Origin of the sequence: Pseudarthrobacter sp. NPDC092419 (assembly GCF_044755045.1) — a bacterium.
In the GTDB taxonomy this organism is placed as follows: domain Bacteria; phylum Actinomycetota; class Actinomycetes; order Actinomycetales; family Micrococcaceae; genus Arthrobacter.
Map to the genome: position 1 here is coordinate 45,708 of NZ_JBIVQF010000007.1, position 26,870 is coordinate 72,577.

24 protein-coding genes and 1 tRNA gene are annotated in these 26,870 nt (G+C 65.4%); 19 read left to right on the forward strand and 6 right to left on the reverse strand.

The window, feature by feature from the left end; genetic code table 11:
• The first annotated feature begins 38 nt into the window (after positions 1-38).
• The 7 genes from ACIQC0_RS12000 (at position 39) to ACIQC0_RS12030 (ending at position 5,775) form a co-directional block, all read left to right on the forward strand.
• Positions 39-806 carry a permease gene (locus ACIQC0_RS12000; protein WP_400535176.1) on the forward strand — a complete coding sequence of 256 codons (768 nt, stop codon included), beginning with the start codon at positions 39-41 and terminating at the stop codon, positions 804-806.
• A gap of 172 nt (positions 807-978) precedes the next feature.
• Positions 979-1,587: an FABP family protein gene (locus ACIQC0_RS12005; protein ID WP_377214640.1), complete on the forward strand. Its 609-nt coding sequence runs from the start codon at positions 979-981 to the stop codon at positions 1,585-1,587.
• Positions 1,588-1,637: 50 nt separating this feature from the next.
• On the forward strand, positions 1,638-2,363 hold the full coding sequence (locus ACIQC0_RS12010; protein ID WP_400535178.1) for a flavodoxin family protein: 726 nt from the start codon (positions 1,638-1,640) through the stop codon (positions 2,361-2,363).
• A 16-nt stretch (positions 2,364-2,379) separates the two neighbouring features.
• A complete protein-coding gene (locus ACIQC0_RS12015) occupies positions 2,380-3,465 on the forward strand; it encodes a YgfZ/GcvT domain-containing protein (protein ID WP_400535180.1) in 1,086 nt (361 codons plus the stop codon).
• Complete coding sequence (locus ACIQC0_RS12020) at positions 3,462-3,881, forward strand: ankyrin repeat domain-containing protein (RefSeq protein WP_377214643.1); 420 nt, start codon at positions 3,462-3,464, stop codon at positions 3,879-3,881. The genes ACIQC0_RS12015 and ACIQC0_RS12020 overlap by 4 nt, the downstream gene beginning before the upstream one ends.
• Before the next feature lie 117 nt (positions 3,882-3,998).
• Positions 3,999-5,024, forward strand: a complete 1,026-nt coding sequence (locus ACIQC0_RS12025) for an ATP-dependent 6-phosphofructokinase (RefSeq protein ID WP_377214644.1) — start codon at positions 3,999-4,001, stop codon at positions 5,022-5,024.
• A 28-nt stretch (positions 5,025-5,052) separates the two neighbouring features.
• The gene (locus tag ACIQC0_RS12030; protein WP_400535182.1) at positions 5,053-5,775 is read left to right on the forward strand and encodes a GNAT family N-acetyltransferase; all 723 of its coding nucleotides are present in this window, start codon (positions 5,053-5,055) and stop codon (positions 5,773-5,775) included.
• A gap of 42 nt (positions 5,776-5,817) precedes the next feature.
• Here the strand turns inward: ACIQC0_RS12030 and ACIQC0_RS12035 are convergent, their stop codons facing one another.
• Genes ACIQC0_RS12035 through ACIQC0_RS12045 form a run of 3 tightly spaced genes read right to left on the reverse strand, consistent with a single transcriptional unit; the run spans position 5,818 to position 7,414 of the window.
• Entirely contained in the window at positions 5,818-6,075 is a 258-nt protein-coding gene (locus tag ACIQC0_RS12035; protein WP_377214646.1) for a PspC domain-containing protein, read from the reverse strand.
• A gap of 3 nt (positions 6,076-6,078) precedes the next feature.
• Positions 6,079-6,348 carry a hypothetical protein gene (locus ACIQC0_RS12040; protein WP_377214647.1) on the reverse strand — a complete coding sequence of 90 codons (270 nt, stop codon included), beginning with the start codon at positions 6,346-6,348 and terminating at the stop codon, positions 6,079-6,081.
• 1 nt (position 6,349) lies between these two features.
• Entirely contained in the window at positions 6,350-7,414 is a 1,065-nt protein-coding gene (locus ACIQC0_RS12045) for a PspC domain-containing protein (RefSeq protein WP_400535185.1), read from the reverse strand.
• 404 nt (positions 7,415-7,818) lie between these two features.
• On the opposite strand from ACIQC0_RS12045, the gene ACIQC0_RS12050 reads away from it, so the two are divergent.
• Positions 7,819-9,168: a PspC domain-containing protein gene (locus ACIQC0_RS12050; RefSeq protein ID WP_400535187.1), complete on the forward strand. Its 1,350-nt coding sequence runs from the start codon at positions 7,819-7,821 to the stop codon at positions 9,166-9,168.
• The gene (locus ACIQC0_RS12055; RefSeq protein WP_377214650.1) at positions 9,165-9,842 is read left to right on the forward strand and encodes a LuxR C-terminal-related transcriptional regulator; all 678 of its coding nucleotides are present in this window, start codon (positions 9,165-9,167) and stop codon (positions 9,840-9,842) included. The genes ACIQC0_RS12050 and ACIQC0_RS12055 overlap by 4 nt, the downstream gene beginning before the upstream one ends.
• Before the next feature lie 141 nt (positions 9,843-9,983).
• Here the strand turns inward: ACIQC0_RS12055 and ACIQC0_RS12060 are convergent, their stop codons facing one another.
• Positions 9,984-11,201: a pyridoxal phosphate-dependent aminotransferase gene (locus tag ACIQC0_RS12060; protein ID WP_400535189.1), complete on the reverse strand. Its 1,218-nt coding sequence runs from the start codon at positions 11,199-11,201 to the stop codon at positions 9,984-9,986.
• Between the two features lie 295 nt (positions 11,202-11,496).
• On the opposite strand from ACIQC0_RS12060, the gene ACIQC0_RS12065 reads away from it, so the two are divergent.
• The 8 genes from ACIQC0_RS12065 to rplL all read left to right on the forward strand — a co-directional run bounded on the left by ACIQC0_RS12065 (position 11,497) and on the right by rplL (position 16,985).
• A tRNA-Trp gene (locus ACIQC0_RS12065) sits at positions 11,497-11,569 on the forward strand.
• An 81-nt stretch (positions 11,570-11,650) separates the two neighbouring features.
• On the forward strand, positions 11,651-11,935 hold the full coding sequence (secE, locus tag ACIQC0_RS12070) for a preprotein translocase subunit SecE (RefSeq protein ID WP_377214652.1): 285 nt from the start codon (positions 11,651-11,653) through the stop codon (positions 11,933-11,935).
• A gap of 116 nt (positions 11,936-12,051) precedes the next feature.
• Positions 12,052-12,930, forward strand: a complete 879-nt coding sequence (gene nusG / locus ACIQC0_RS12075) for a transcription termination/antitermination protein NusG (RefSeq protein WP_400535192.1) — start codon at positions 12,052-12,054, stop codon at positions 12,928-12,930.
• A 129-nt stretch (positions 12,931-13,059) separates the two neighbouring features.
• Entirely contained in the window at positions 13,060-13,491 is a 432-nt protein-coding gene (rplK, locus tag ACIQC0_RS12080) for a 50S ribosomal protein L11 (protein ID WP_377214654.1), read from the forward strand.
• A 182-nt stretch (positions 13,492-13,673) separates the two neighbouring features.
• Complete coding sequence (gene rplA, locus ACIQC0_RS12085; protein WP_377214655.1) at positions 13,674-14,381, forward strand: 50S ribosomal protein L1; 708 nt, start codon at positions 13,674-13,676, stop codon at positions 14,379-14,381.
• Positions 14,382-14,503: 122 nt separating this feature from the next.
• Complete coding sequence (locus ACIQC0_RS12090; protein WP_400535195.1) at positions 14,504-15,631, forward strand: GNAT family N-acetyltransferase; 1,128 nt, start codon at positions 14,504-14,506, stop codon at positions 15,629-15,631.
• Between the two features lie 305 nt (positions 15,632-15,936).
• Positions 15,937-16,530 carry a 50S ribosomal protein L10 gene (gene rplJ / locus ACIQC0_RS12095; protein ID WP_377214657.1) on the forward strand — a complete coding sequence of 198 codons (594 nt, stop codon included), beginning with the start codon at positions 15,937-15,939 and terminating at the stop codon, positions 16,528-16,530.
• 77 nt (positions 16,531-16,607) lie between these two features.
• Positions 16,608-16,985 (forward strand): 50S ribosomal protein L7/L12, encoded by a 378-nt coding sequence (gene rplL, locus ACIQC0_RS12100; RefSeq protein ID WP_377214658.1) that lies wholly within the window; start codon positions 16,608-16,610, stop codon positions 16,983-16,985.
• Between the two features lie 55 nt (positions 16,986-17,040).
• Here rplL and ACIQC0_RS12105 read toward each other — a convergent pair whose 3' ends face one another.
• Positions 17,041-17,538, reverse strand: coding sequence for an aminoacyl-tRNA deacylase (locus ACIQC0_RS12105; protein ID WP_400535198.1), 498 nt, complete (start codon positions 17,536-17,538; stop codon positions 17,041-17,043).
• The gene (locus ACIQC0_RS12110) at positions 17,538-18,737 is read right to left on the reverse strand and encodes an acetyl-CoA C-acetyltransferase (RefSeq protein WP_400535200.1); all 1,200 of its coding nucleotides are present in this window, start codon (positions 18,735-18,737) and stop codon (positions 17,538-17,540) included. The genes ACIQC0_RS12105 and ACIQC0_RS12110 overlap by 1 nt, the downstream gene beginning before the upstream one ends.
• 407 nt (positions 18,738-19,144) lie before the next feature.
• Here ACIQC0_RS12110 and rpoB point away from each other — a divergent pair, with 407 nt between their 5' ends.
• On the forward strand, positions 19,145-22,654 hold the full coding sequence (gene rpoB / locus ACIQC0_RS12115) for a DNA-directed RNA polymerase subunit beta (protein ID WP_377214661.1): 3,510 nt from the start codon (positions 19,145-19,147) through the stop codon (positions 22,652-22,654).
• A 105-nt stretch (positions 22,655-22,759) separates the two neighbouring features.
• Positions 22,760-26,659 (forward strand): DNA-directed RNA polymerase subunit beta', encoded by a 3,900-nt coding sequence (locus ACIQC0_RS12120; protein WP_377214662.1) that lies wholly within the window; start codon positions 22,760-22,762, stop codon positions 26,657-26,659.
• Positions 26,660-26,870: the final 211 nt, after the last annotated feature.

Here is a 26,870-nt window from a genome sequence, read left to right on the forward strand (position 1 = left end):
GCAGTGAGTGCACAGACTAAGCCCCGGCCGGTTCCCGCATGACCGCCGAACTGCAGGCCCCGGTCCGGTCGCTCGGTTCGTGGGTGATTGGCGTCGTTGGAATCGCCGGACTCGTGGCGATCATCGCCGGCGTCTATTCCTCTGTCGCCGTCCTGGTCACCGTGGCGGTCCTGACCGCCGTCGCCGTGGGCATCGGCTGGCCGCACTTCCTCCGCATTCCCGCCAAGAAGACCCTCGCTGCCGTCATCGCCCTCCCCGGCGTCGGCTCGGCGCTCGCCGCAGCCTCCGCGCCCGCCCCCGGCTACCTGGACCGGACGCCTGCCTTCATTGCGCTCGGCATCATGGCGGTCTTTGTAGTCCAGCTGATCCGCGGAACCGGGCAGGCCCAGAGGCTGGAGTCCACGCTGGGCTGTTCCGCCGGCGTGCTCCTGTCCTGCCTGGGCGCCGGCTGGATTGCCGGGGCCCGCTTCAACGGCGTCCGCGAGATGCTGCTGGTGGCCGCCATCAGCGCCGCCGTCGCCCTCCTGGTCGGGCTGATCCGCTGGCCGGACAACATCGTGGCGCCGCTGGAAATCTCCCTCGCCGGCCTGGCCGGTCCGCTCGCCGGGCTGGTGCTCTCGGACATCGCCGTCCTGCCGGCCGCGATCTTCGGCGTGGTGGTGGGGGCGGTGCTCGCCAGCTTCCGCCGGCTGGTCACGCTGCGGGGTGCCCCGCTTAACATTCCGGCCGCTGTGGCCATCGGCCTCGCACCGGTCTCTGCCGTGGGGTCCCTTGCCTACTTCATAGACAAACTACTCATCTACTAACGGTTAGGATGGCATCATGTCCGTACTTGCATTTGAAATCTTCTTCCTTGTCCTGCTCGGCATCGCGAGCCTGGCCATGGCCTGGTTCGCAGGCTTCGTGGTTTACCGCCTCTTCAAGGGCCAGAAATAGGCTGCTGGGTTCCCGGTCTTTCCCTACCGCGAGGTAATTGCTGTGCCCATTGAGATTCCTACAGACCTGACACCCGAACTCGTTCCCCTTTCCTGGCTCATCGGTGAGTGGGAAGGGCGCGGCCGGCTGGGCAGCGGGGACGAGGACTCCGAGCACTTCCTGCAGCACGTCTCGTTCACCCACAACGGGCAGCCGTATCTGCAGTACCGCGCGGAGAGCTGGCTGACGGACGACGACGGCACGCGCCTGAGGCCCCTCACCGTCGAGACGGGCTTTTGGGCACTGGAGCGCAAGCAGCTGGAGGCCGACGGCGGCCCGGGCCTTGTTCCCTCCGACATCGTCCCCGTGCTCAAGAGCGCGGAAGAGGTCGAGGCGCTGCGGAACAAGGACGGCGGCTTCGATATCTCCGTCTCCATCGCGCATCCCGGCGGAATCTCAGAGCTGTACTACGGGCAGATCAAGGGCCCGCAAATCCACCTGACCACGGATATGGTCATGCGCGGGAGCCACTCCAAGGCCTACACGGCAGCCACCCGAATCTTTGGACTGGTGGACGGCAACCTGCTGTGGCGCTGGGATGTAGCCACCGGCGAGGAAGGCGGCAAGGGCCTCGAGGCCCACGCTTCGGCCTTCCTGAAGAAAGTGTCCTGACACCGGCCGGCACCAGCCGGGCGGGCAGTATCAACGCGAGGAGCGGTGCCGTGGAAGCAGGACAAGCCGGTGATTACAGCGGACTCAAGGCGGTTTTCTTCAACGGGACCCTGAAGAAATCACCCCAGACCTCCAACACGGACGGGCTGATCGCCATCAGCCGCCGCATCATGGAAAAGCAGGGCGTCACCACCCGGCTGATCCGCACTGTGGACCATGACATCGCCAGCGGCGTCTACCCGGACATGACGCAATACGGCTGGGCCACGGATGAATGGCCGGAACTCTACCCCGCGGTGCAGGAAGCCGACATCGTGGTGCTGGCCGGCCCCATCTGGCTCGGTGACAACTCCTCGCAGACCAAGAAGCTGATCGAACGGCTGTACGCGCATTCCGGGGAACTCAACGGCAAGGGCCAGTGGGCGTTCTACCCCAAGGTGGGCGGCGCCCTGGTCTCCGGCAACGAGGACGGCATCAAGCACTGCGCCATGAACCTCCTCTACAGCCTGCAGCACATCGGCTTCAGCATCCCGCCCCAGGCGGACGCCGGCTGGATCGGTCCGGTGGGCCCCGGCCCCAGCTACCTGGACGAGGGGTCCGGCGGGCCGGAGAGCGACTTCACCAACCGCAACGTCACCTTCATGACCTGGAACCTGATGCACCTGGCCGGCATCCTGAAAGCGGCAGGCGGCTACCCGGCCTACGGCAACCTGCCTGAGGAATGGGATGCCGGCACCCGTTTCGATTTCGATAACCCGGAATACCGGGGACCCTAAAGGACGTTTTCCCAGTATGACTACCCCCAGCCCCCTGTTGTCGCGCCCTGGCGCGGTCGAAGCCGTCGGCGCGGACGCCGGAGTTGCCGCCCACTACGGTGAGCCCCTCCGCGAGCAGCGCGCCTTGGCGGCCGGTACCGCCGTCGTCGACCTTTCCCACCGCGGCGTGGTGACGGTGACCGGCCCCGACCGCCTCAGCTGGCTCAACACCCTCTCCTCCCAGCAGGTGACGGCGCTGAAGCCGGGGGAGTCGAGCGAACTGCTGCTGCTGAGCGTGCAGGGGCGCATCGAGTTCGACGCCCGGGTAATTGACGACGGCGGGACCACCTGGCTGATCGTCGAGGCTGCCGAAGCCGGTCCGCTGGCGGAGTTCCTGAACCGCATGAAGTTCATGCTGCGGGTGGAGGTGGCGGATGTATCCGCCGGCTGGGCCGTGCTGGGCAGTACCCGGGCGGTGCCCGAATGGTCCGGCCTGCTGGCCTGGCAGGATCCATGGCCGCACGTCGGTGCCGGCGGATACTCCTACGCAACCGTTACCGAGGAGGGGCACCCAGGGCTGGAGCGGCCCTGGTTCGAATACCTCGTGCCCGCCGCGGAGCTGGAACAGACGGTTGGGCAGCGTCCCCTGGCCGGGGTCATGGCGGCGGAGGCGCTGCGCATTGCCGCCTGGCGGCCGCGGATCGGTGCCGAAACGGACGATAAAACCATTCCCCACGAGCTGGACCTCATCCGTACCGCCGTGCACTTGGCCAAGGGCTGCTACAAGGGCCAGGAAACCATCGCCCGCGTGCACAACCTGGGACACCCGCCGCGGCGCCTCGTCTTCCTGCAGCTGGACGGGTCCCAGCACACCATGCCGGCCGCCGGCAGCCCGGTCCTGGCCGGGGAGCGCAAAGTCGGTGCCGTGACGTCCGTGGCGCAGCATTACGAGATGGGCCCGGTGGCCCTCGCAGTCGTCAAGCGTTCCGTAGCGCCCGATGAGATACTGACTGTCCAGGATGGCGACGAGCCGTACACCGCCGTCCAGGAGCTCATCGTTGCCCCGGACGCCGGCCAGGTGGTGGGGCGTCAGACCGGATTCCTCAGGGGGCCACGCGCATGACCGGAACCAACGCCGCGACGTCCGGCGCCTCGCCGGAAACGCCCGACGACGACGCCCTGGCTTTGGCGCATACGCTTTTCCAGGCTGCCAGGGAAGGGAACACGGAGCTGCTGGGTGCCTACCTCGCCGCAGGTGCCCCGGCCGGGCTCACCAACGCCGCCGGGGACTCGCTCCTGATGCTCGCGGCCTACCACGGGCACGCTGACGCCGTGGCGCTGGTGCTCCGGCACGGCGCCGACGCCAACACGGCAAACGACCGCGGCCAGACCCCGCTGGCGGGTGCCGCGTTCAAGGGATACACGGACGTGGCCCGGATGCTGCTGGACGCTGGGGCGGACCCCGACGCCGGAGCTCCTTCCGCCCGCGCCGCGGCCCAGATGTTCGCCCGGACGGAGATCCTGGACCTCCTCGGCTGACCCGCTGCCACGTGTAACCGGTTTGTGTCGTACCCCACACGTCCCACTAGACTCTAGGGTGAGCTCAGCGTGGCGCTCTGCCAGTTATCCCCTCTCTTCCAGGATTTGAGCCGAAACATGAAAATTGGAATCCTCACCAGCGGTGGCGACTGCCCCGGTTTGAACGCGGTCATCCGCGGCGCCGTCCTCAAGGGCATTGCCATCCACGGCCACGAGTTCGTCGGTTTCCTCGACGGCTGGCGCGGTGTTGTTGAGGGCGACATCATCGACATCCCCAGGACCATGGTGCGCGGCATCGCCAAGCAGGGCGGCACCATCCTGGGAACCTCCCGCACCAACCCGTTCGAAAACGGCGGAGGCCCTGATGTCATCAAGGCGCACATGGACCGCCTGGGCATCGACGCCATCATTGCGATCGGCGGTGAAGGAACCCTTGCCGCGGCCAAGCGCCTCACGGATGCGGGCCTGAAGATCGTCGGTGTGCCCAAGACCGTGGACAACGACCTCGACGCCACCGACTACACGTTCGGCTTCGACACAGCCGTCCAGATTGCCACCGAGGCCATCGACCGGCTCCGGACCACCGGCGAGTCCCACCACCGGTGCATGATCGCTGAGGTTATGGGCCGCCACGTTGGCTGGATCGCGCTGCACGCGGGGATGGCCGCAGGCGCCCACGCCATCCTGATTCCGGAACAAAAGGTCAGCATCGAGCAGATCACCGAGTGGGTCAATGAAGCCCACGCCCGTGGCCGCGCGCCCCTGGTAGTGGTCGCGGAGGGCTTCGTGCCGGAGCACATGGAATCCCCGCACTCGGAGCGCGGCCTGGACACCTTTGGCCGGCCCCGCCTCGGCGGCATTGCGGACCAACTGGCCCCTGAGCTGGAAGCCCGCACCGGCATCGAAACCCGCGCCACCATCCTGGGCCATATCCAGCGGGGCGGCGTCCCGTCCGCTTTCGACCGTGTCCTGGCCACCCGCTTGGGCATGGCTGCCATCGATTCGGTAGTCGAGGGCTACTGGGGCACCATGGTTGCACTGAAGGGCACGGACATTGAGCACGTCGCGTTCGAGAAAGCGCTTGGCCAGCTCAAGACGGTGCCCCAGAACCGCTATAACGAAGCTGCGGTCCTGTTCGGCTAAGACCGCCGGCCCGGCCTAGGCTGGGAGGATGACACTCGACGCCGGTTCCGCCGCCATCATCCACCTTGCCTGGGCGCGCCGCCTGGGTCTGACGGACCATGCCTTTAGTGAGGCCCTGGCCTCCGGCGAACGGATCGTGCGGGTGGATGAGGCGGCGTCAACGGCCGAGTTCGTCCGGTTGTTCGGTGTCTCTGCGCTGGTGGGTCCGCAGTGGCTCGTCGATGCCGCTGCGGACATCCCGGACGCGGAAATGGCCCAGCACGTCACGCTCCTGACACTGACCCGGTCCCATGGCGGCCACGGACTCGGAGCGGCGGCGTTGTTCTTCGCGGACGACCTTCCGCTGAAACAGCCTTCCGAAGAAATGACTGTTTCCCACGGGAATCCCGAAGCCATCGAGCTGGAGGGACACTGTCCGCCCGACGACGTCAACGAGGTTGGCCTCTCGGACCTGGAGAACCGCTACACCATCGTGCACGAGATCGAGGGCGGGCGGGTGCCACTGGCCTGCGGCGCCTTCACGGAATGGGAAGGACTGCTGGCCCAGCTGGGTGTGCTGGTGGATCCGGACTGGCGACGCCGCGGTCTGGGCCTCCTTGCGGCGTCCATCGCTGCCCACGAGGCCCTTGCCGCGGGCCTCACGCTGCAGTGGCGGACGGACGTCAGCAACACCGGATCGCTCGCGCTGGCCCGGAAACTCGGCTTCACCGCCGGGGGAATCCAGACCAGCGTCCTCTTGGGCCCATCCTGAACGGGCACTTCTCTCAGCAGGCCCTTCCGGCGCGGGCGCCAGCTAGCGGCCGTTGAGCGAGCGCCGCTCCAGGAAGGACTGGAGGAGAATGGTGTTCCGCTGGTCCGGGATGATGACCCAGGCGATGACGTAAAACACCCAGGCCGGCCCCGGCAGGAGCGAGAGCACCAGGAACGCGATCCGGACGTACGCCACGTCCACGTTCAGCTTGGCTGCGATGCCGCCCAGCACCCCGCCGATCCAACGTTCCGGGCCGCGCTTCAGGCCGAGGCCCCTGACGATGCTGAAGAACTTGTCCATGGATTAAGACTTCCCTGTTGCGGAGCCATTGTCACGTTTCCGGGCGGACAGGACACCGCCCAGGACCAGCGCCGCGCCTGCACCGATCATGAGGCCGATTAGCACGTAGGTGCCGTTAAGGACTACCAGGCCAAGCTGGGCCACGATGATGAGCGCCGCGAGGGCCAGGACGATCAGCCCCCACACGATGGTTCCCACCCGGGCAGGTGCCGGGCCGCCGCTGACGGGACCCGCCGTCGTCGGATTTTCCGGTACCGGACTCTCGTTGCTCATCTCAATTGCCTTCCTGGATGGTGACGTTGCTGAATGCGCCGTCGATTTCGATGACGAGGTGGCCCCCCGGCTCACCAGTGTTGTAGTTGCTTTCCCGCTGGGTGGTGCCGCCGCGCCGGCCGCCGGGCTCGTTGAGGTTGCCCATGGTCATGTCTGTCTTGACGTCGACGGGCACGTCGTCCGGGATGACCACCGTAACGTTGCTGGCGGTGACGTCGAGCGGAATCACGACGTCGGAGGGCAGCGGGGAGGCCAGGTTCAGGCCGGTGAGGTCAACAGTTCCGCGGCCCGCCGTGATGTCGAAGCCTTGGGCCGCTTCCTCAACACTGATGGGCGTCCAGTCCACTTCCTGGAACCGCGCCCGGTCCCCGATGCCGATGACGCTGGAGATCCCGCCGGCAATCAGCGCCACGACGGCGAAGAAGCTCAGGATCCCGGAGGTGCGGCCACGGGCTCCGGAAATGAGGATGCCCAACCCAAGGACCGCCGCCGCCGAAGCCCAGACGAGGGCGTTCGGGGAGGTCCCCAGGCTGACGGCGCCGGTGGCGTCCAGCGCCTTGAGGCCGCCGCCCACCAGCAGGGCCAGGCCCGCGGAAATGGCTACGGCCGGTGCGCCCGGCCCCGCCGGCCGGGGGCGGGCAACGGGAGGAGTGTAGGTGTAGCTGTACGCGTAGTCCGGCGTGCCGTAGTTCGGCGCTGCCGGGTACTGCTGGGGCGGACGGGAGCCCGTGTTCCGCTGGGAGAGGTAGTAAACAAGGTAGATTGCGCCGCCCACCCAGACGACAGTCCAAAGGAAGCCGCCGAAGCCGTGGTTGTTCCATCCCCATACGCCGCCGCCCAGGCCGGTCAGGCCGAGGATGGTGGCGATCAGGGCGCCGGTCATCCCGCTGGACCAGCGTCCGGCGCCGGCTTCCTGGGCGTGGATCCGACCGTCGGGTTCGGGAAGGAGCGCCCAGGCGAGGCCGTAGAGGAGCACGCCGACGCCGGCGAAGATCGTCAGCACGATGAAGACACCGCGGATGATCAGCGGGTCCACGCCGAGCCGGTATGCAATGCCTCCGGACACGCCGCCAATCCACCGGTCTGCACTCCGGTAAACGCCGTGGCTCCGGATCCAGCTGAAGAAGTCAGTCCGTGGTGCGACGCCCGGCGGGAGGCTCCCGGGGCCTGGCGGGGGCGTTCCGTTGGAAGGCGGCGCCAGGCCAGGCGGGGGAGGGGGAGGGGCCTGGCCCGGGCTACTGGTACCGGCTGTGGCGGGCCAGCCTTGGGCTGGAGCGTTGTCGGGGCCAGGGAACGGGGTGTCGTTCGAGTCGTTGCCGTCCGGGGACGGAGTGTGCGGATTCATACCAAAATCCTCCCGCTGCCGCACGTTCCGGCTCTACTGGGGGATACCCTGAACCATCCCTGACCGTTCCCCGGTTGGCGGCCAATTCGGGTCCGGGAGACCCTGATCCGTGCTTGGATTGACCTATGGCAACAATCCCCGCCGGACAGCCGCCGGAATGGCCCGTCGCTGCATGGCCAGGTGCGGAAGCGCGGGTCCCGGCGCGGCCGCGCCTTGTCCGCAGCACCGACCGTGTCATCGCCGGCGTCTGCGCCGGCCTGGCGGCGCACCTCGGCTGGCCGGTTCGGAACGTCCGCATCGGCATGGCCATCGCGGCGCTGGCAGGCGGCGCCGGATTCCTCTTCTATGCCTGGCTGTGGATTATGGTTCCCACCGCGGACGAAGCCGCGCGCAGGGAAGCCCGCCGGCCGTCGTCGCCGGTTGCTCCTGCCGCAGCCGGCCCCGTGCCTCCGACGGAAGGGGCCAGCGCGCCGTCCGCGCCCTGGTTCCGCCCCGGAGGCCTGCGCTACGGCAAAGAGATCCTGCTGGGCATCGGACTGCTCCTGGTGGCCGGCATCATGATCGCGCAGCTCTTGGGCGTGGATGTGCCGCTGGGGACGCTGATCCCTGCGGCCGCGGTGTTGGGCGGAGCCTCCATCGCGTGGATGCAACTGGACGAAACCCGCCGCGCCGGCCTGGTGGACACGACGAAGGCGGACCAGGCCGGCGGCTGGGCCCGGCTCGTTGCCGGCCTGGCGCTGGTGGTTGCGGGCGTGCTGGTGATGGTTTCCGGCTCCGGTTCGTGGGAACAGACATGGCTGGCCCTGCTCGCGTCCGTGGCTGTACTGGGCGGGGTGGTGCTGGTGCTGCTGCCCTGGGCGCTCAAGTTCTGGCGTGAACTGGAGTCCGAGCGCGCCGGCCGCGTCCGCGAGATGGAGCGCGCCGAGATCGCCGCACACCTGCACGATTCGGTCCTGCAGACCCTTGCGCTGATTCAGCGGCGGGCAGGAAACGAGCACGACGTCGTCCGGCTGGCTCGGGCGCAGGAACGTGAACTTCGCGGGTGGCTCTTCCAGGATCCGGGCCGGGACGCAGGGCAGCTTTCGGACCGGATCAAGGCGGTTGCCGCCGAAGTGGAGGACCTCTTGGGTAACCCTGTGGAGGTGGTGGCGGTGGGTGACGCCGCAATGACCGAGGCGCACGAGGCCCTGGTCCAGGCGGTCCGGGAAGCCGTGCTGAACGCTTCCCGGCACGGCGGCGGCCCGGTGTCCGTGTACGTCGAAGCCGCCGCATCCCAGGTGGATGTGTTCGTCAAGGACCGCGGACCGGGTTTCGACCTCCAGGACCTGCCGGCGGACCGGCTCGGCGTGCGCGAATCGATTATTGGCAGGATGCAGCGGCACGGCGGGTCGGCCACCATTCTCAGCAGCCCGGACGGAACCGAGGTCCGGCTGCGGCTGCCGGTGGCTGCACACAACGTGGAAGGAACCCCATGAACATCGCCTCCGGCAGTGCCGACCCAGCAACCTCCGTCCGCGTGGTGATCGTGGACGACCACGCCATCTTCCGGTCCGGTCTTAAGGCCGATCTTGGACCGGCCATAGAGGTCGTCGGCGAGGCGGCAACCGTCGAACAGGCCATCGCCGTGATCGCCGACAAACGCCCGGACGTGGTACTCCTGGACGTCCACCTTCCCGGCGGCTTGGGCGGCGGCGGACGCGAGGTCATCGCCGGGTCCGCCGCGCTCCTGGGCAGCACAAGGTTCCTGGCATTGAGCGTCTCCGATTCCGCGGAGGATGTGGTGGCCGTGATCCGCGCCGGCGCCCGCGGCTACGTCACCAAGACCATCTCCGGCGCGCAGATCACCGATGCCGTGTTCCGGGTGGCCGGCGGCGATGCCGTATTCTCGCCGCGGCTGGCCGGGTTTGTCCTTGACGCGTTTGGTACAGCGCCCGCAGACATCGCCGACGACGAACTCGACAAGCTCTCCGCCCGGGAGCTGGAGGTTATGCGCCTCATTGCCCGCGGCTACAGCTACAAGGAAGTGGCGAAGGAGCTCTTCATCAGCGTCAAGACGGTGGAAACCCACGTGTCTGCGGTGCTCCGCAAGCTTCAGCTCTCCAGCCGGCACGAACTCACCAGATGGGCTGCGGAGCGCCGCCTCCTTTAACCACTCCTCTTAACCCACCCCAACCCACTACGGACGCTCTCTCACTTCCTGCATGAAAAACGCAATCGCTCTCGCACTTTCCCGGGGAAAGTGCGAGAGCGATTGCGTTAATGCCGCAGGAAGTGAGAGAGCGTCCGGGGCCTACTGGGCCTTGCCGAGGAACTCCTGGAGGCGCTGCACGCCCGTGGCCAGGTCTTCGTCGCCCAGGGCGTAGGACAGCCGCAGGTAGCCTGAGGGGCCGAAGGCCTCGCCGGGAACCACGGCCACCTCAACCTCGTCCAGGATCAGCGCCGCCAGCTCTGCGGAGGTCTGCGGCGTGGCAGTGCCCGCCGCCGTCGGGAATTCCTTGCCCAGCAGCCCGCGGACGTCCGCGTACACGTAGAAGGCACCCTTCGGCGTCGGGCATTCCACGCCCTCGATGGCGTTGAGGCCGGCGACGATGGCCTTGCGGCGGCGGTCAAACGCCACCTTCATCTCATCCACGGCTGTCAGCGGGCCGGATACGGCGGCGAGGGCAGCGATCTGCATGATGTTGGAGACGTTGGACGTTGCGTGGGACTGCAGGTTGGTGGCCGCCTTGATGACGTCCGCCGGCCCGATCATCCAACCCACGCGCCAGCCGGTCATGGCGTAGGTCTTGGCCACACCGTTGAGGATGACCACCCTGTCGCCGAGCTCCGGGGCTGCGGTGGCAATGGACGTGAAGGGAACGCCGTCGTACGTCAGATGCTCGTAGATCTCGTCGGTGACCACCCACAGGCCCTTCGCGGCGGCCCACTTGCCGATCTCCGCGACCTGCTCTGGCGAGTAGACGGAACCGGTGGGGTTGGACGGCGAAACAAACAGCAGGATCTTCGTCTTCTCCGTGACCGCGGCTTCCAGTTGCTCAACCGTCACCAGGTAGTCCTGCTCCGGGCCGGCGAACACCTCGACGGGAACGCCGCCGGCCAGGCGGATCGCCTCCGGGTACGTCGTCCAGAACGGGGTGGGGACAATGACCTCGTCGCCCGGGTCCACCAGCGTGGCGAAGGTGTTGTACACAGCCTGCTTGCCGCCGTTGGTCACCAGGACCTGGGAAGGGTCGACGGCGTAGCCGGAGTCCCGCTGCGTCTTCTCGGCGATGGCCTTCTTCAGCTCGGGCAGCCCGCCTGCGGGGGAATAGCGGTGGTACTTCGGCTGGCCGGCGGCCTCGACGGCCGCGTGGACGATGTAGTCCGGGGTGGGGAAGTCCGGCTCGCCCGCTCCGAACCCAATGACCGGCCGGCCCGCTGCCTTCAGCGCCTTGGCCTTGGCATCGACGGCCAGGGTTGCGGATTCGGCAATGGCGGAAATGCGCTGGGAAACGCGGGCGGCAGACATGGCAGGTCCGTTCTACGCTTGCAGCCGGGAGGCTGAATGTGGGATTCGACGTGATCTACTCTATGCTGATCTGCGGATCCTCCGGGGAGCCCGTTCTGATTTGTGACTGACCGCCTGCCGCATCCCGGCAGCGGGAGGGCATGACCGGCGCGGCACGCGGCAGGACCGGGATGAGCTGGTTCGACTAACGCGCAGATGTTGCGTAGACTGGTTCACCGGTGTTGAAAACACGGATGATGGCGTGCGCCCCAGTGACAGCTGGCGGTTCGTGCAGGAAACGTGGAATTCGCTCCATAGGGTAGTGGCGCAATTGGTAGCGCAGCGGTCTCCAAAACCGCAGGTTGCAGGTTCGAGTCCTGTCTGCCCTGCGCAAGCTGTCCCGGACACAATCCGGGGCAAGCGCAGCAACCATGGTTCTGATCAGGGCCGGGTAATCCAACACTTTGCAGATGAGCGAGGACCAGGTGACCGAAACAGCTGCCAGCAGCTCCAAGGGCCGCCCAGCTAAGAAGGACGCCAAGGCAAACTTCTTCGCCCGCATTGCACTTTTCATTCGCCAGATCATCGGCGAATTGAAGAAGGTTGTTGCACCTACCCGCAAGGAACTGATCAATTACACGATCGTGGTGCTGGTATTCGTGGCCATCATGATGGTCATCGTCAGCCTGCTGGACCTCGGTTTCGGAAGCGCTGTCGGCTGGCTCTTCGGCGGTACAGGCCCCACGGACAGCTAAGGCTGAAAGGTCCGCAGGCTGCGTGTTCCACCTTCGGGAAACCGGAGGGAAACACCGGTGTGCGGAATTGAGCCATTTAAATAGGCATGTTAGGCAATGAGGAAGCAGGAGACCAAGTGTCTGAGCAGGAGCTCGAGGTAACCGAGACTGAGCTGGAAGAGTCCGCGGACGTCACGGCGGAAGCCGGCGACGCGTCTGAGGTTGAGTCCTCCGCGCCCGAATCCGACGCCGCCGATTCCGACGCTGCCGCCGATCCGGACGTTGCTGACGAGGACGCTGCTGACAGCGCGGTTGCAGAAACGGACGACGACGACGCCATCGAAAGTGCCGACGTCGTCGGTGATTCGGAAGAGGCCGGGGACGCCCTGGCCGCCGCCGCTGCGACCGCAGCCGCTGACCCTGCCGAAGAGTTCAAGGCCAAGCTGCGCCGTCAGGAGGGTGACTGGTACGTCATCCACTCCTACGCCGGCTACGAGAACCGCGTGAAGGCGAACCTCGAGACCCGCATCCAGACCCTGGACATGGAAGATTACATCTTCGAAATCCAGGTGCCGATGGAAGAAGTCGTTGAGATCAAGAACGCCCAGCGCAAGGTCATCAACCGCGTCCGCATCCCGGGTTACGTGCTGGTCCGCATGGACCTGACGGACGCTTCCTGGGGCGCCGTCCGGCACACCCCGGGTGTCACCGGCTTCGTGGGTAACGCCCACAACCCGGTCCCGCTGCGCCTGGACGAGGTCTTCTCGATGCTCGCCCCGGTCTTCGAGGAAGAGCAGGCCGAGAAGGGCAAGCCGGTCAACAAGCAGCACCAGGCGCCCGTGGATGTGGACTTCGAGGTCGGCGAGTCCGTCATCGTCAAGGAGGGCCCGTTCGAGACCCTCCCCGCCACGATTTCCGAAATCAAGGTCGAATCCCAGACCCTCGTGGTGCTGGTTTCCATCTTCGAGCGCGAAACGCCCGTCACCCTGGCGTTCAACCAGGTCACCAAGATCTGATTATCCAAAGAATTCGTCCCGGCGCTGCCCGCTTAGCGGTGCCGGAACGGCCGGCCGCCTCGCCATGGCGGCCAAAAACCTGAGGCACGCTCCTGTGCCCCAGGACGTTATTGAGAGAAGGACCCTACATTGGCTCCCAAGAAGAAGGTCACCGGCCTCATCAAGCTGCAGATCCAGGCAGGTGCCGCTAACCCGGCCCCGCCGATCGGTCCCGCGCTTGGCCAGCACGGTGTCAACATCATGGAATTCTGCAAGGCGTACAACGCTGCCACGGAATCCCAGCGCGGCAACGTCATCCCCGTGGAAATCACCGTCTACGAGGACCGTTCCTTCACGTTCATCACCAAGACCCCGCCGGCTGCAGAGCTCATCAAGAAGGCTGCAGGCGTTGCCAAGGGTTCGTCCACCCCGCACACCGTCAAGGTTGCCAAGCTGACCCAGGCCCAGGTCAACGAGATCGCCAGCACCAAGATGGAAGACCTCAACGCGACCAGCCTCGAAGGCGCAGCGAAGATCATCGCCGGTACCGCCCGCTCCATGGGCATCACGGTCGAGGGCTAATAACCCCCTTCCAGCCGTTCAGGGTCGTGCCATTGGCCACGACGAACGGCGCCGCCGGGAAACCGGCACCATCGAAACATTGAAATGTTGGTCATCCGGCCCGGATAACGCTCCGGATCACCGACTGTGGCAGGGCCCAGCGCGGTCCGCAGACCACAACTGCACAAGGAGAAATAAGCAGCATGGCAAAGCGCAGCAAAGCATATGAGGCAGCAGCCGCCAAGATCGACGCGGAGAAGTTCTACGCGCCGTTCGAGGCAGTAACGCTCGCCAAGGACACCAACCCGTCCAAGTTCGACGCCACCGTTGAGGTTGCCTTCCGCCTGGGCGTTGACCCACGTAAGGCCGACCAGATGGTCCGCGGTACGGTCAACCTGCCCCACGGCACCGGTAAGACCGCCCGCGTCCTGGTGTTCGCTACCGGAGACAAGGCTGAGGCAGCAATCGCGGCCGGCGCCGACTTCGTTGGTTCCGACGACCTGATCGAAAAGATCGCCGGCGGCTGGACCGACTTCGACGCGGCCGTCGCCACTCCCGACCTCATGGGCAAGGTTGGCCGCCTCGGTAAGGTGCTGGGTCCCCGTAACCTGATGCCGAACCCCAAGACGGGCACCGTGACCGCAGACGTCACCAAGGCTGTCAACGACATCAAGGGCGGCAAGATCGACTTCCGCGTCGACAAGCACTCCAACCTGCACTTCATCATCGGCAAGGTGTCCTTCGACGCCGTCAAGCTTGCCGAGAACTACGCAGCAGCACTGGAAGAGGTCCTTCGCCTGAAGCCGTCCGCTTCCAAGGGCCGCTACATCCAGAAGGCTACGGTTGCCACCACGTTCGGCCCCGGCATCTCCGTCGACCCCAACGTCACCAAGGTGCTCACCGAGGCATAAATCTTCGCTGTAAGCCCCGCTCCGAAAGGGGCGACGAAAACCGCCCGGCGCATGCGCCGGGCGGTTTTCCGCTTAAGGCCTCCGGCTTAACCCGGCGGCCCCAACCGGCATATGCTGGCAGAATGCCCCCATTGGCAAGAGACGTGAAGATCGAACAGCTCTGGATTCCTGAGTCGCTGGAAGCCGCGGATGCCGCTGACTTCCTGGCCGCCGTCGAGGTGGGCCGGAAGGTGCGCATGCAGACGTGGGGGAGCGACGACCTCGCGTACGGCCCCCTCGAGAAGCTCTTGGAATTCCAGGACCCCTACGAGCGGCAGCTGATCCTGGTGGCCAAAGTGGATGGCGCCATCGTGGGCACCGTGGACATCGCCCTTCCGCTGACGGACCACCTGGACATCGCTGAGTTCACCCTGGACATCCTCCCCGAATACCAGCGGCAGGGTGTGGGGCGCCGCCTGCTGGAAGCGGCCGAGCACTTCGCCCGGGGCGAGGGCCGCACCATGATCCTGGTGGACACCAACCACCCCGGCGCTTCGCTGCACGAGTTTGAGCCCGAGCAGCTGGTCCCCGGGTCCGGCCAGGGGTTTGTGCCGCTGGAAAGCCGGGAGGTCGAGTTTGCCCGCAAGATGGGCTACACCCTGCAGCACATCGAGCAGTTCAGTTCGTGTGCCCTTCCCTTGGACACCAAGCTGGTCGCGGACCTGCAGGCGGAGGCGGAGGAGGCCAACCGCGGCCGGTACCGGCTCCATCACTGGACGGACCGCTGCCCCGAGCGCTGGCTGGAGGCGGTGGCAGCCCTGGAGAACCAGGCGGGCGCGGACGTGGATCCGGACCTTGATGTGCCGGTGGAACAGGAGATGGTGTTCGACGGCGGCATCCTCCGGGAAGCCGAAGATGTCGCCATCGCGCAGGGACGGCGGACGGTGGTTACCGCCGTCGAGCACCTCGCCACCGGCACCCTGGCAGGGCTGACCACCATCACAGTCCTTGCGCACCGCGCGGACGTGGTCTTCCAGGACGACACGATCGTCCTGCAGGAGCACCGGGGCAACAAGCTGGGCCTGCTCATCAAGGTGGCCAATATGGAGCGCCTCACCGAGCAGTTCCCCGATGCCCGCGTGATCTATACCTGGAACGCCCCGGAAAACCGGTACCTGCTGACGGTCAACAAGCAGCTTGGCTTCCATACCGCAGGCGTCACCGGGATCTGGCAGAAAGAGCTGCCGCGGCTGCACTCAAGCACCAGCTGAAGGGCTGGCAAGCCCCCGATTTGGTGCACTGCGCCGCCTCCCGTAGACTGGGATGACCAAAGACCGTCGGTTGTTGGAAATCCACTCTCTCGAACATGGCTCACTTCTGCAGTCATGCGCGGGAGGCCCAGTGGTTTTCCGGACGAAGGACCCTCAACGCAGGGCGGCCGGCGCAGGTGAACGAAGCAACGCTCCACGGGCTACCGTGTTGAGCCAAGCCCCGTGCATCTGCGCGGGGCGTTTTTAGTTTTAGCTCTTCTGAGCGGGGACCGTCGAATACCGGCACTATCCCCGGAAGGAGGGTTATGGCAACGCCTACCAAGGTTTCAGCAGTAGCTGAGATCACTAACGATTTCAACGAATCGAACGCCGCTGTCCTGACCGAATACCGCGGGCTCACCGTTGCACAGCTCAAGCAGCTGCGTGTTTCTCTCGGCCAGGACACCAAGTTCGCGGTCGTCAAGAACACCCTGACCGCCATTGCAGCCAAGGAAGCCGGTGTCGAAGCATTCGACGGCCAGCTTGCCGGCCCCACTGCAATCGCGTTCATCAAGGGTGACGCAGTTGCCGCTGCCAAGAGCCTGACGGATTTTGCCAAGGCCAACAAGCAGCTGGTCATCAAGACCGGTTACTTCGAGGGCAAGGCACTGAACGCCAGCGAAGTTGCTGCCCTGGCAGCACTCGAGTCCCGCGAGCTGCAGCTCGCCAAGGTTGCAGGCGTCCTCAAGGCACCCGCCGCCGCAGCTGCACGCATCATTGACGCACTGCGCCTCAAGCTTGAAGAAGAGAACGGTGCACCGGCAGCTGCCGAGGCTCCTGCCGCTGAAGAAGCTCCCGCCGCTGAAGCAGAAGCCGGTGCAGAAGCACCCGCCGAAGCCGCAGCTGCCGAAGAGAACTAATTCTCTTTACCCCACAAGACTCCGGTGTGACGCACGGCCCTGCGCCGCTGAACACCACAACAGGAAGGACGCCTACCATGGCGAAGCTCAGCAACGAAGAGCTCATTGAAGCTTTCAAGGAACTGACCATCATCGAACTCTCCGAGTTCGTCAAGCTCTTCGAAGAGACCTTCGAAGTTACCGCTGCTGCTGTTGCAGTTGCTGGCCCCGCTGCCGGCGGCGCTGCAGAAGAAGCTGAAGAGAAGACTGACTTCGACGTCATCCTCGAAGCTGCAGGCGACAAGAAGATCGCAGTGATCAAGGAAGTCCGCGCCATCACCTCCCTGGGCCTCAAGGAAGCCAAGGACCTGGTTGACGGTGCCCCCAAGGCTGTCCTCGAAGGTGCCAACAAGGAGACCGCCGAGAAGGCCAAGGAGCAGCTCGAGGCTGCAGGCGCCACCGTTACCCTCAAGTAACAGCGCTTACCCCGCGAAAACCCCGTCCACTCCGGTGGGCGGGGTTTTCTGCGTCCTAGACAGGATCGGAGATGTCAGCCACCACGGCGTCCAGGGCGGACGTCAGGGCGTCGGCGTCGACGAAGGCGCTATAGCCGTGGGCGCCGGCCCCCATGGAGATCCGCCGGCCGGTGATGCTGGCATCCGCATAGACGGGCCACGCGGTGACGCTTCCCAGCGGGGTTATGGTCCCGCGTTCGTACCCTGTTGCCTCCAACGCCATGTCCGCCGGCGGCAGCGACAGCTTATTGACCCCCACAAGGGTCCGCAGCTTCGGCCACGAAATCTGCCGGTCGCCGGGAATCAGGGCGAAGAGGAAGCTGCCGTCCTTGTGCTTGACCACCAGGGATTTGACGATGTCCGCGGGGGAGATTCCCATGCCGGCCGCCGCCTCCTCGAGGCTCAGGGCGGCCGGGCGCTCCACCACCTCCACGTGGAGCCCCCGCGCCGCGGCGTCGGCCAGAAAGCGTTCACGTCCGACGCCGTTCCCCGCCTCCCCGCCAGAGGGCACCATCAGTCGCGGTACAGCAGTAGGGCTTCGCCCTGTCCGCCGCCGCCGCACAGGGCCACGGCTGCCTTGCCCTTACCGCGGCGCTTCAGCTCGTGGGCTGCGTGGGTGGCCAGTCGGGCGCCCGAGGCGCCGATCGGGTGGCCCAGCGCGATAGCGCCGCCGTGGATGTTGCACTTCTCCAGCGGGTAATCCAGGTCCTTGAGGGACTGGACCGCGACGGATCCGAAGGCCTCGTTGATTTCGATGAAGTCCAGGTCCGCGGTGTTCCAGCCGGCGCGGCCCAGGGCGTGAGCGATGGCGTTCGCGGGCTGGGAGTGCAGGGAGTTGTCCGGCCCAGCCACCTGCCCGGGCTTGCCAACCACGGCCAGGTACTCGAGTCCGTGCTGTTCCGCATAGCCCCTTGAGGTCAGGACGAGCGCAGCGGCGCCATCGGACAGTGGAGAGGAGTTTCCGGCCGTGATGGTTCCGTCCGTGACGAACGCAGCGCGAAGGCCGGCGAGCGATTCCACGGACGTGTTGGGCCGGACGCCTTCGTCGGTTTCGACCTGCAGCGGATCGCCCTTGCGCTGCTTGACGCTCAAAGCGACGATCTCGTCGTCGAACGTTCCGTTCTTGGCCGCCAGCGCCGCGCGCTGGTGCGACTGGGCGGCCACTTCGTCCTGGGAGGTCCGGTCGATGCCGAGCGACAGGTTGCGCTTCTCAGTGGACAGGCCCATCGACTCGCCATCGAAGGCGTCGGTCAGCCCATCGTGGGCAGCCGAATCCAGGGCATTGATGGTGCCGTAGGTCCACCCTTGGCGCGACCCGGGAAGGACGTGGGGTGCGCGGGTCATCGATTCCTGGCCGCCGGCCACCACCACGGTCGCCTCGCCGGATCGGATCAGCCGGGCCGCGTCGATCACTGCGGTGAGGCCGGAGAGGCAGACCTTGTTCAGGGTGACGGCGGGAACGTTCCAGCCGATACCGGCGGCCACCGCGCTTTGGCGTGCCGGGTTCTGGCCGGCCCCTGCCTGCAACACCTGACCCATGACCACGGCGTCCACCTGGTCCGCGTCGACCCCGCTCCTGGCCAGCGCGGCCCGGATGGCGTGGGCTCCAAGGTCCACGGCGGTGAAGCTGGCCAGCTGGCCATTGATCCGGCCCTGCGGGGTCCGCGCTGCTGCGATGATGACAACATCGCTGTTGTCGGGGGTGTTGCCCATGGTTATCTCTTCCCATCTGATCCGGTGTAAGGCCACTAAGGCTATCGTGACCCCGGTCACCCAACTATTCAAACCCGGTCCCCGGGACCCGCGGGGGAGGGTCCGTGCCGGCATGTCCGGGTGGCCAAAGAATCCGTGCTTGCAATCCGGCCGGATGTGGGGTAGACAGGTAGGCTGTTTTGCCGTATCGTAGATATTTGCGTCTTCCCTGTTTACCTTCAGCCTTCATATAGCGGTGGGCTTCGCCTGGCAGCTGGCAATCGACGTGCCGCGACACTTGTCGCAGCACGGCCGGCACGGGCCCCGGGTCATATAGCGGAACCGGATGGTAGCGCTGCGGAGTCACTTCGCAGGGTGCACAGCGGGGGAGATCTGAAAACGCCTGAAGGTCTGTGGAAGGATCCCTCTTGGTCGCCTCGAGCACCTCTAATAACGAAACCGCTAACACCGCCGACAGCACTGATGGTGCCACTCGCCGGCTCTCATTCGCAAAGATTCACGAACCTCTTGACGTTCCGAATCTGCTTGCCCTGCAGACGGACAGCTTTGACTGGCTGGTCGGCAACGAGCGCTGGCAGGCACGCGTAGCGAAGGCCGTCGAAGAAAACGATCTCAGCGTCGCCACCACGTCCGGCCTGTCGGACATCTTCGAAGAGATCTCCCCGATCGAGGACTTCCAGGGCACCATGTCCCTGAGCTTCTCCGATCCGGAGTTCGCTGACCCCAAGTACACCATGGCCGAATGCAAGGACCGGGACGCTACGTACTCGGCTCCGCTGTACGTCAAGGCCGAGTTCATGAACAACAACACGGGCGAAATCAAGCAGCAGACCGTGTTCATGGGCGACTTCCCGCTGATGACGGAGAAGGGCACCTTCGTGGTCAACGGCACCGAGCGTGTCGTCGTCTCCCAGCTGGTCCGTTCGCCGGGCGCCTATTTTGAGCGTGCCGCCGACAAGACCAGCGACAAGGACATCTTCACCGCGAAGATCATCCCGTCCCGCGGCGCCTGGTTCGAGCTCGAAATCGACAAGCGCGACCAGGTCGGCGTACGCCTGGACCGGAAGCGCAAGCAGTCCGTCACGGTGCTGCTGAAGGCCCTCGGCTGGACCGAAGGCCAGATCCTCGAAGAGTTCGGCCAGTACGACTCCATGCGGGCAACCCTGGAGAAGGACGCCACCGAAACCCGCGAAGACGCCCTGCTGGACATCTACCGCAAGCTGCGTCCGGGCGAGCCGCCCACCGTCGAGGCTGCCCAGTCCCTGCTGGACAACCTGTACTTCAACTCCAAGCGCTACGATCTGGCCAAGGTTGGCCGCTACAAGATCAACCGCAAGCTTGGCATCGACCGCTCCCTTGGCGACAAGGAAGCTTCGGTCCTGCACGTTGAAGACATCGTGGCCATGATCAAGTTCCTCGTTGCGCTGCACGCAGGCGAGAAGACCATCAAGGGCACCCGCGACGGCCAGGAAGTGGACCTGCGCGTCGACATCGACGACATCGACCACTTCGGCAACCGCCGTATCCGCGCCGTCGGCGAGCTCATCGAGAACCAGGTCCGCACCGGCCTGTCCCGCATGGAGCGCGTTGTCCGCGAGCGTATGACCACCCAGGACGTCGAGGCCATCACGCCGCAGACCCTGATCAACATCCGCCCCGTGGTTGCAGCCATCAAGGAGTTCTTCGGAACGTCCCAGCTGTCGCAGTTCATGGACCAGAACAACCCGCTCTCGGGCCTGACCCACAAGCGCCGCCTGTCGGCCCTTGGCCCCGGTGGTCTGTCCCGTGACCGCGCCGGCATGGAAGTCCGTGACGTGCACCCGTCCCACTACGGACGCATGTGCCCCATCGAAACCCCTGAAGGCCCGAACATTGGTCTGATCGGTTCGCTGGCATCCTACGGACGCATCAACCCGTTCGGCTTCATCGAGACCCCGTACCGCAAAGTCAAGGACGGCGTTGTTTCCGACGACGTCCAGTACCTGACGGCCGACGACGAGGCTGAGGTGCTGATCGCCCAGGCCAACGCGCCGCTGGACGAGAACAAGCGCTTCGCGGAGGAGACCGTCCTGGTCCGTGCCCGTGGTGGTGGAGGCGAGCCCGTGCTGGTCCCCGCCGAGGATGTCGAGTTCATGGACGTTTCCCCGCGCCAGATGGTGTCCGTGGCTACCGCCCTGATCCCGTTCCTCGAGCACGACGACGCCAACCGCGCACTCATGGGTGCCAACATGCAGCGCCAGGCCGTGCCGCTGGTCCGTTCCGAGGCCCCGTTCGTGGGTACCGGCATGGAGCGCGCCGCTGCCGTTGATGCCGGTGACGTTGTCATCGCCAAAAAGGCCGGCGTGGTCACCGAGGTGTCCGCCGAGCTCGTCATCATGCTCAACGACGACGGCACGGAGACCAACTACCGCATCAACAAGTTCGCCCGCTCCAACCAGGGCAACTGCTACAACCACCGTGTCCTGGTGAACGAAGGCCAGCGCCTCGAGGTTGGTGGCATCATTGCCGACGGCCCGGCAACGGACCAGGGCGAGCTTGCCCTCGGTAAGAACCTGCTCGTGGCATTCATGTCCTGGGAAGGCCACAACTTCGAGGACGCCATCATCCTCTCGCAGCGCATTGTTGCCGAGGACGTCCTTTCCTCCATCCACATCGAGGAGCACGAGATCGATGCCCGCGACACCAAGCTTGGTGCCGAGGAAATCACTCGTGACATCCCCAACGTGTCCGAGGAAGTCCTGGCGGGCCTGGACGAGCGCGGCATCATCCACATCGGTGCCGAGGTCGAAGCCGGCGACATCCTGGTCGGAAAGGTCACCCCGAAGGGTGAAACCGAGCTGACCCCGGAAGAGCGCCTGCTGCGCGCCATCTTCGGCGAGAAGTCCCGCGAAGTGCGCGACACCTCCCTGAAGGTGCCCCACGGCGAGTCCGGCACCGTCATCGGCGTCCGCGTCTTCGACCGCGACAACGACGACGAGCTGCCCCCGGGCGTCAACCAGCTGGTCCGCGTCTACGTGGCTGCCAAGCGCAAGATCACCGACGGCGACAAGCTCGCAGGCCGCCACGGCAACAAGGGCGTTATCTCCAAGATCCTTCCGGTCGAGGACATGCCCTTCCTTGCGGACGGCACCCCCGTTGACATCGTCCTGAACCCGCTGGGTGTTCCGGGCCGTATGAACGTGGGCCAGGTCCTGGAAACCCACCTCGGCTGGGTTGCCAAGACCGGCTGGAAGATCGAGGGCGAGCCGGAATGGGTCAAGCAGCTTCCCAACCTGCCGCGTGAGAGCGGCCAGACCACCGTCGCCACCCCGGTGTTCGACGGTGCCCGCGAAGAGGAAATCACGGGCCTGCTGGACTCCACCAACGTGACCCGCGACGGCGACCGCCTGATCGACTCCTCCGGCAAGACCCGTCTCTTTGACGGCCGCTCCGGCGAGCCGTTCCCGGATCCGATCTCGGTCGGCTACATGTACATCCTGAAGCTCCACCACCTGGTGGACGACAAGATCCACGCGCGCTCCACCGGCCCGTACTCCATGATCACGCAGCAGCCGCTGGGTGGTAAGGCACAGTTCGGTGGCCAGCGCTTCGGTGAAATGGAAGTGTGGGCGCTCGAAGCTTACGGCGCCGCCTACACGCTCCAGGAGCTCCTCACCATCAAGTCCGATGACATCCACGGCCGCGTCAAGGTCTACGAAGCCATCGTCAAGGGCGAGAACATCCCCGAGCCGGGCGTTCCCGAGTCCTTCAAGGTCTTGATCAAGGAAATGCAGTCGCTGTGCCTGAACGTGGAAGTGCTTTCCACGGACGGAACCACAATTGAAATGCGTGACTCTGATGACGCAGTCTTCACGGCTGCGGAAGAACTGGGCATCGATCTGTCTCGCGCAGAGCCCAGCTCCGTAGAAGAGGTTTAGCAGGTGGGCTTACGACGGCGGGTGCCCACCCGCCGTCGTAAGCTCCCTCCCTCATCCCGCACCCAAGACTTCAGAATTTAGAGAACAAGAGAGAACAGGGACCCTATGTCCAGCGAATCCTCCTTCGGCCTCATGCAGATCGGCCTCGCCACCGCGGAAGACATCCGCGGCTGGTCTTACGGCGAGGTTAAGAAGCCGGAAACCATCAACTACCGCACGCTCAAGCCCGAGAAGGACGGCCTCTTCTGCGAGAAGATCTTCGGCCCGTCCCGCGACTGGGAATGCTACTGCGGCAAGTACAAGCGCGTGCGCTTCAAGGGCATCATCTGTGAGCGCTGTGGCGTCGAAGTCACCCGCGCCAAGGTCCGCCGCGAACGCATGGGCCACATTGAACTGGCCGCACCGGTCACGCACATCTGGTACTTCAAGGGTGTTCCCTCCCGCCTGGGCTACCTCCTTGACCTGGCCCCGAAGGACCTTGAGAAGGTCATCTACTTCGCTGCCTACATGATCACCAGCGTTGACGAGGCTGCCCGCCACGAGGAACTGCCCAACCTGCAGGTTGAGCACGACATCGAGAAGAAGCAGCTGATCGACAACCGCGACTCCGACATCGCGGCGATCGCCCGCGACCTCGAAGGCGAAATCGCCCGCCTCGAGGGCGAAGGCGCCAAGGCTGCCGACAAGAAGAAGGCCCGCGACTCCGCCGACCGCCAGATGGCCAACGTGCGCAAGCGTGCCGACGCCGACATCGAGCGCCTCGAGCAGGTCTGGGACCGCTTCAAGAACCTCAAGGTCGCCGACCTCGAAGGTGACGAAGGCCTGTACCGCGAACTGCGCGACCGCTACGGCATGTACTTCGAAGGCTCCATGGGTGCCGAAGCCATCAAGAAGCGCCTTGAGAACTTCGACATGCAGGCCGAGTCCGAGGCACTGCGCGACATCATTGCCAACGGCAAGGGCCAGCGCAAGACGCGTGCCCTCAAGCGCCTGAAGGTGGTCAACGCGTTCCTGACCACCAACAACAGCCCGCTTGGCATGGTCCTCGACGCCGTCCCGGTGATCCCGCCGGAACTGCGCCCCATGGTCCAGCTGGACGGTGGCCGCTTCGCGACCTCCGACCTCAACGACCTGTACCGCCGCGTGATCAACCGGAACAACCGCCTCAAGCGCCTGCTTGACCTGGGCGCTCCGGAGATCATCGTCAACAACGAGAAGCGCATGCTTCAGGAAGCTGTTGACAGCCTCTTCGACAACGGCCGCCGCGGCCGTCCCGTCACCGGCCCGGGCAACCGTCCGCTGAAGTCCCTGAGCGACATGCTCAAGGGCAAGCAGGGCCGTTTCCGCCAGAACCTCCTCGGCAAGCGCGTCGACTACTCCGGCCGTTCGGTCATCGTCGTCGGCCCGCAGCTGAAGCTGCACCAGTGCGGCCTGCCCAAGCAGATGGCCCTGGAGCTCTTCAAGCCGTTCGTGATGAAGCGCCTGGTTGACCTCAACCACGCGCAGAACATCAAGTCGGCCAAGCGGATGGTTGAGCGCTACCGCCCGCAGGTCTGGGACGTCCTGGAAGAGATCATCACCGAACACCCGGTGCTGCTCAACCGTGCACCTACCCTGCACCGCCTGGGTATCCAGGCGTTCGAGCCGCAGCTTGTTGAAGGCAAGGCCATCCAGCTTCACCCGCTGGTGTGTGGTGCGTTCAACGCCGACTTCGACGGCGACCAGATGGCAGTGCACCTGCCGCTGAGCCCCGAGGCGCAGGCTGAGGCGCGCATCCTGATGCTGTCCTCGAACAACATCCTGAAGCCCTCTGACGGACGTCCGGTCACCCTGCCTTCGCAGGATATGATCATCGGCCTCTACCACCTGACCACCAAGCGCGTTGGTTCCGCAGGTGAAGGCCGCGTCTTCGGTTCGGTTTCCGAAGCCATCATGGCCTTCGATGCCCGGGAGCTGCACCTGAACTCGCAGGTCAAGATCCGCCTTGAAGGCTTCGTACCGTACGCTGGCTGGGAAGCTCCGGAAGGCTGGGAGCCGGGTCAGCCCGCACTCGTCCAGACCTCCCTGGGCCAGGTTCTCTTCAACGAGACCCTGCCCGAGGACTACCCCTGGGTTGAAGCTGTTGCCGACAAGGGCGAACTGTCCCGCATCGTCAACGACCTCGCCGAGCGCTACCCGAAGGTCGTCACCGCGGCAACGCTGGACAACCTGAAGGATGCCGGTTTCTACTGGGCCACCCGCTCCGGCGTCACCGTTGCCATCTCGGACATCGAGGTTCCGGCCGCCAAGCCCGAGATCCTCGCCGGTTATGAGGAGCGCGCCGCCAAGATCCAGGGCCAGTACGACAAGGGCCTGATTGACGACGACGAGCGCCGTCAGGAACTGATCGAGATCTGGAACAAGGCCACCAACGAGATCGCTTCGGTGATGCGCGAGAGCCTGTCCCCGATGAACACGATCAACCGCATGGTGTCCTCCGGTGCACGTGGTAACTGGATGCAGGTCCGCCAGATCGCGGGTATCCGTGGCCTGGTGGCCAACCCGAAGGGTGAGATCATCCCGCGTCCCATCAAGTCCTCCTACCGCGAGGGCCTGTCGGTGCTGGAATACTTCATCGCCACCCACGGTGCACGTAAGGGTCTTGCCGACACTGCGCTGCGTACCGCCAACTCGGGTTACCTGACCCGCCGTCTGGTGGACGTCTCGCAGGACGTCATCGTCCGCGAAGAGGACTGCGGCACCGAGCGTGGCCTGGTTACGCCCATCGCCGTCGCCGATTCCAACGGTGAGCTGGTCCTGGACGAGAACGTCGAGAACAGTGCCTACGCACGTACGCTGGCTGTCGACGTCGTCGACTCCGAGGGCAAGGTCCTCGCAGCCGCCGGCACCGACTGCGGCGACGTCGTCATCGACGAGCTGTTCAAGGCAGGCATCACTGAGGTCAAGGTCCGCTCCGTACTTACCTGTGAGTCCAGCGTCGGCACCTGCGCGCTCTGCTATGGCCGTTCGCTGGCCACCGGCAAGACCGTGGACATCGGCGAGGCCGTCGGCATCATCGCTGCACAGTCCATCGGTGAGCCCGGTACCCAGCTGACCATGCGTACGTTCCACACCGGTGGTGCAGTTTCCGCCAGCGGTGGCGACGACATCACCCAGGGTCTGCCCCGTATCCAGGAGCTCTTCGAAGCCCGTACTCCGAAGGGTGTTGCGCCGATTGCCGAGGCAGCCGGCCGCATCACCATCGAAGAGTCCGAGCGCCAGATGCGCCTGGTCATCACCCCGGATGACGGAACCGAAGAGATCGCGTACCCGGTCCTGCGCCGTTCACGCCTGCTGATCGAAGACGGCGACCACGTTGCCGTCGGCCAGAAGCTGATCAACGGTCCTGTGGACCCCAAGCAGGTCCTGCGCATCATGGGTCCCCGTGCCGCACAGAAGTTCCTGGTGGACGAAGTGCAGGGCGTGTACCGCAGCCAGGGCATCGGTATCCACGACAAGCATGTCGAGGTTATCGTCCGCCAGATGCTGCGCCGCGTCACGGTCATCGAGTCCGGCGAATCGGACCTGCTCCCCGGCGAACTCGCCGAGCGCAGCCGCTTCGAGGACGCCAACCGCCGCGTTGTATCCGAGGGCAAGACTCCGGCATCCGGACGTCCCGAGCTCATGGGTATCACCAAGGCGTCGCTGGCCACCGAGTCCTGGCTGTCCGCAGCTTCCTTCCAGGAGACCACCCGCGTCCTGACGCAGGCGGCCATGGAAGGCAAGAGCGATCCGCTGCTTGGCCTCAAGGAGAACGTCATCATCGGTAAGCTGATCCCGGCCGGCACGGGCCTCCCGCGCTACACCGAGGTCACTGTCGAGCCCACTGAAGAAGCGAAGGCCAACCTGTTCACTGGCCCCAGCGCATTCAGTGACTTCTCGTACGACACCCTGGGCGGCGACGGAGCTCCTGAGTTCCACGCCATCCCGCTGGATGACTACGACCTGGGCAACGACTTCCGGTAAACGGTGATTCTTGCCGGCCCCGTCTCGCCCTGCTTTGGCAGGGGGAGGCGGGGTCTCCTCTTTAACCCAACTGGGGGAGTGGGGCGGCCGATTAAGGGGTGGGGGCCGTCCATGCTAGACTTGTTACCAATTGTTATTGTGGCAGTGGATGAGTGCGCCGGTTCCAGCTGAAAGGTTGAGCCAGAGCGACGTTTCCGGTTTGCAGGGTTCT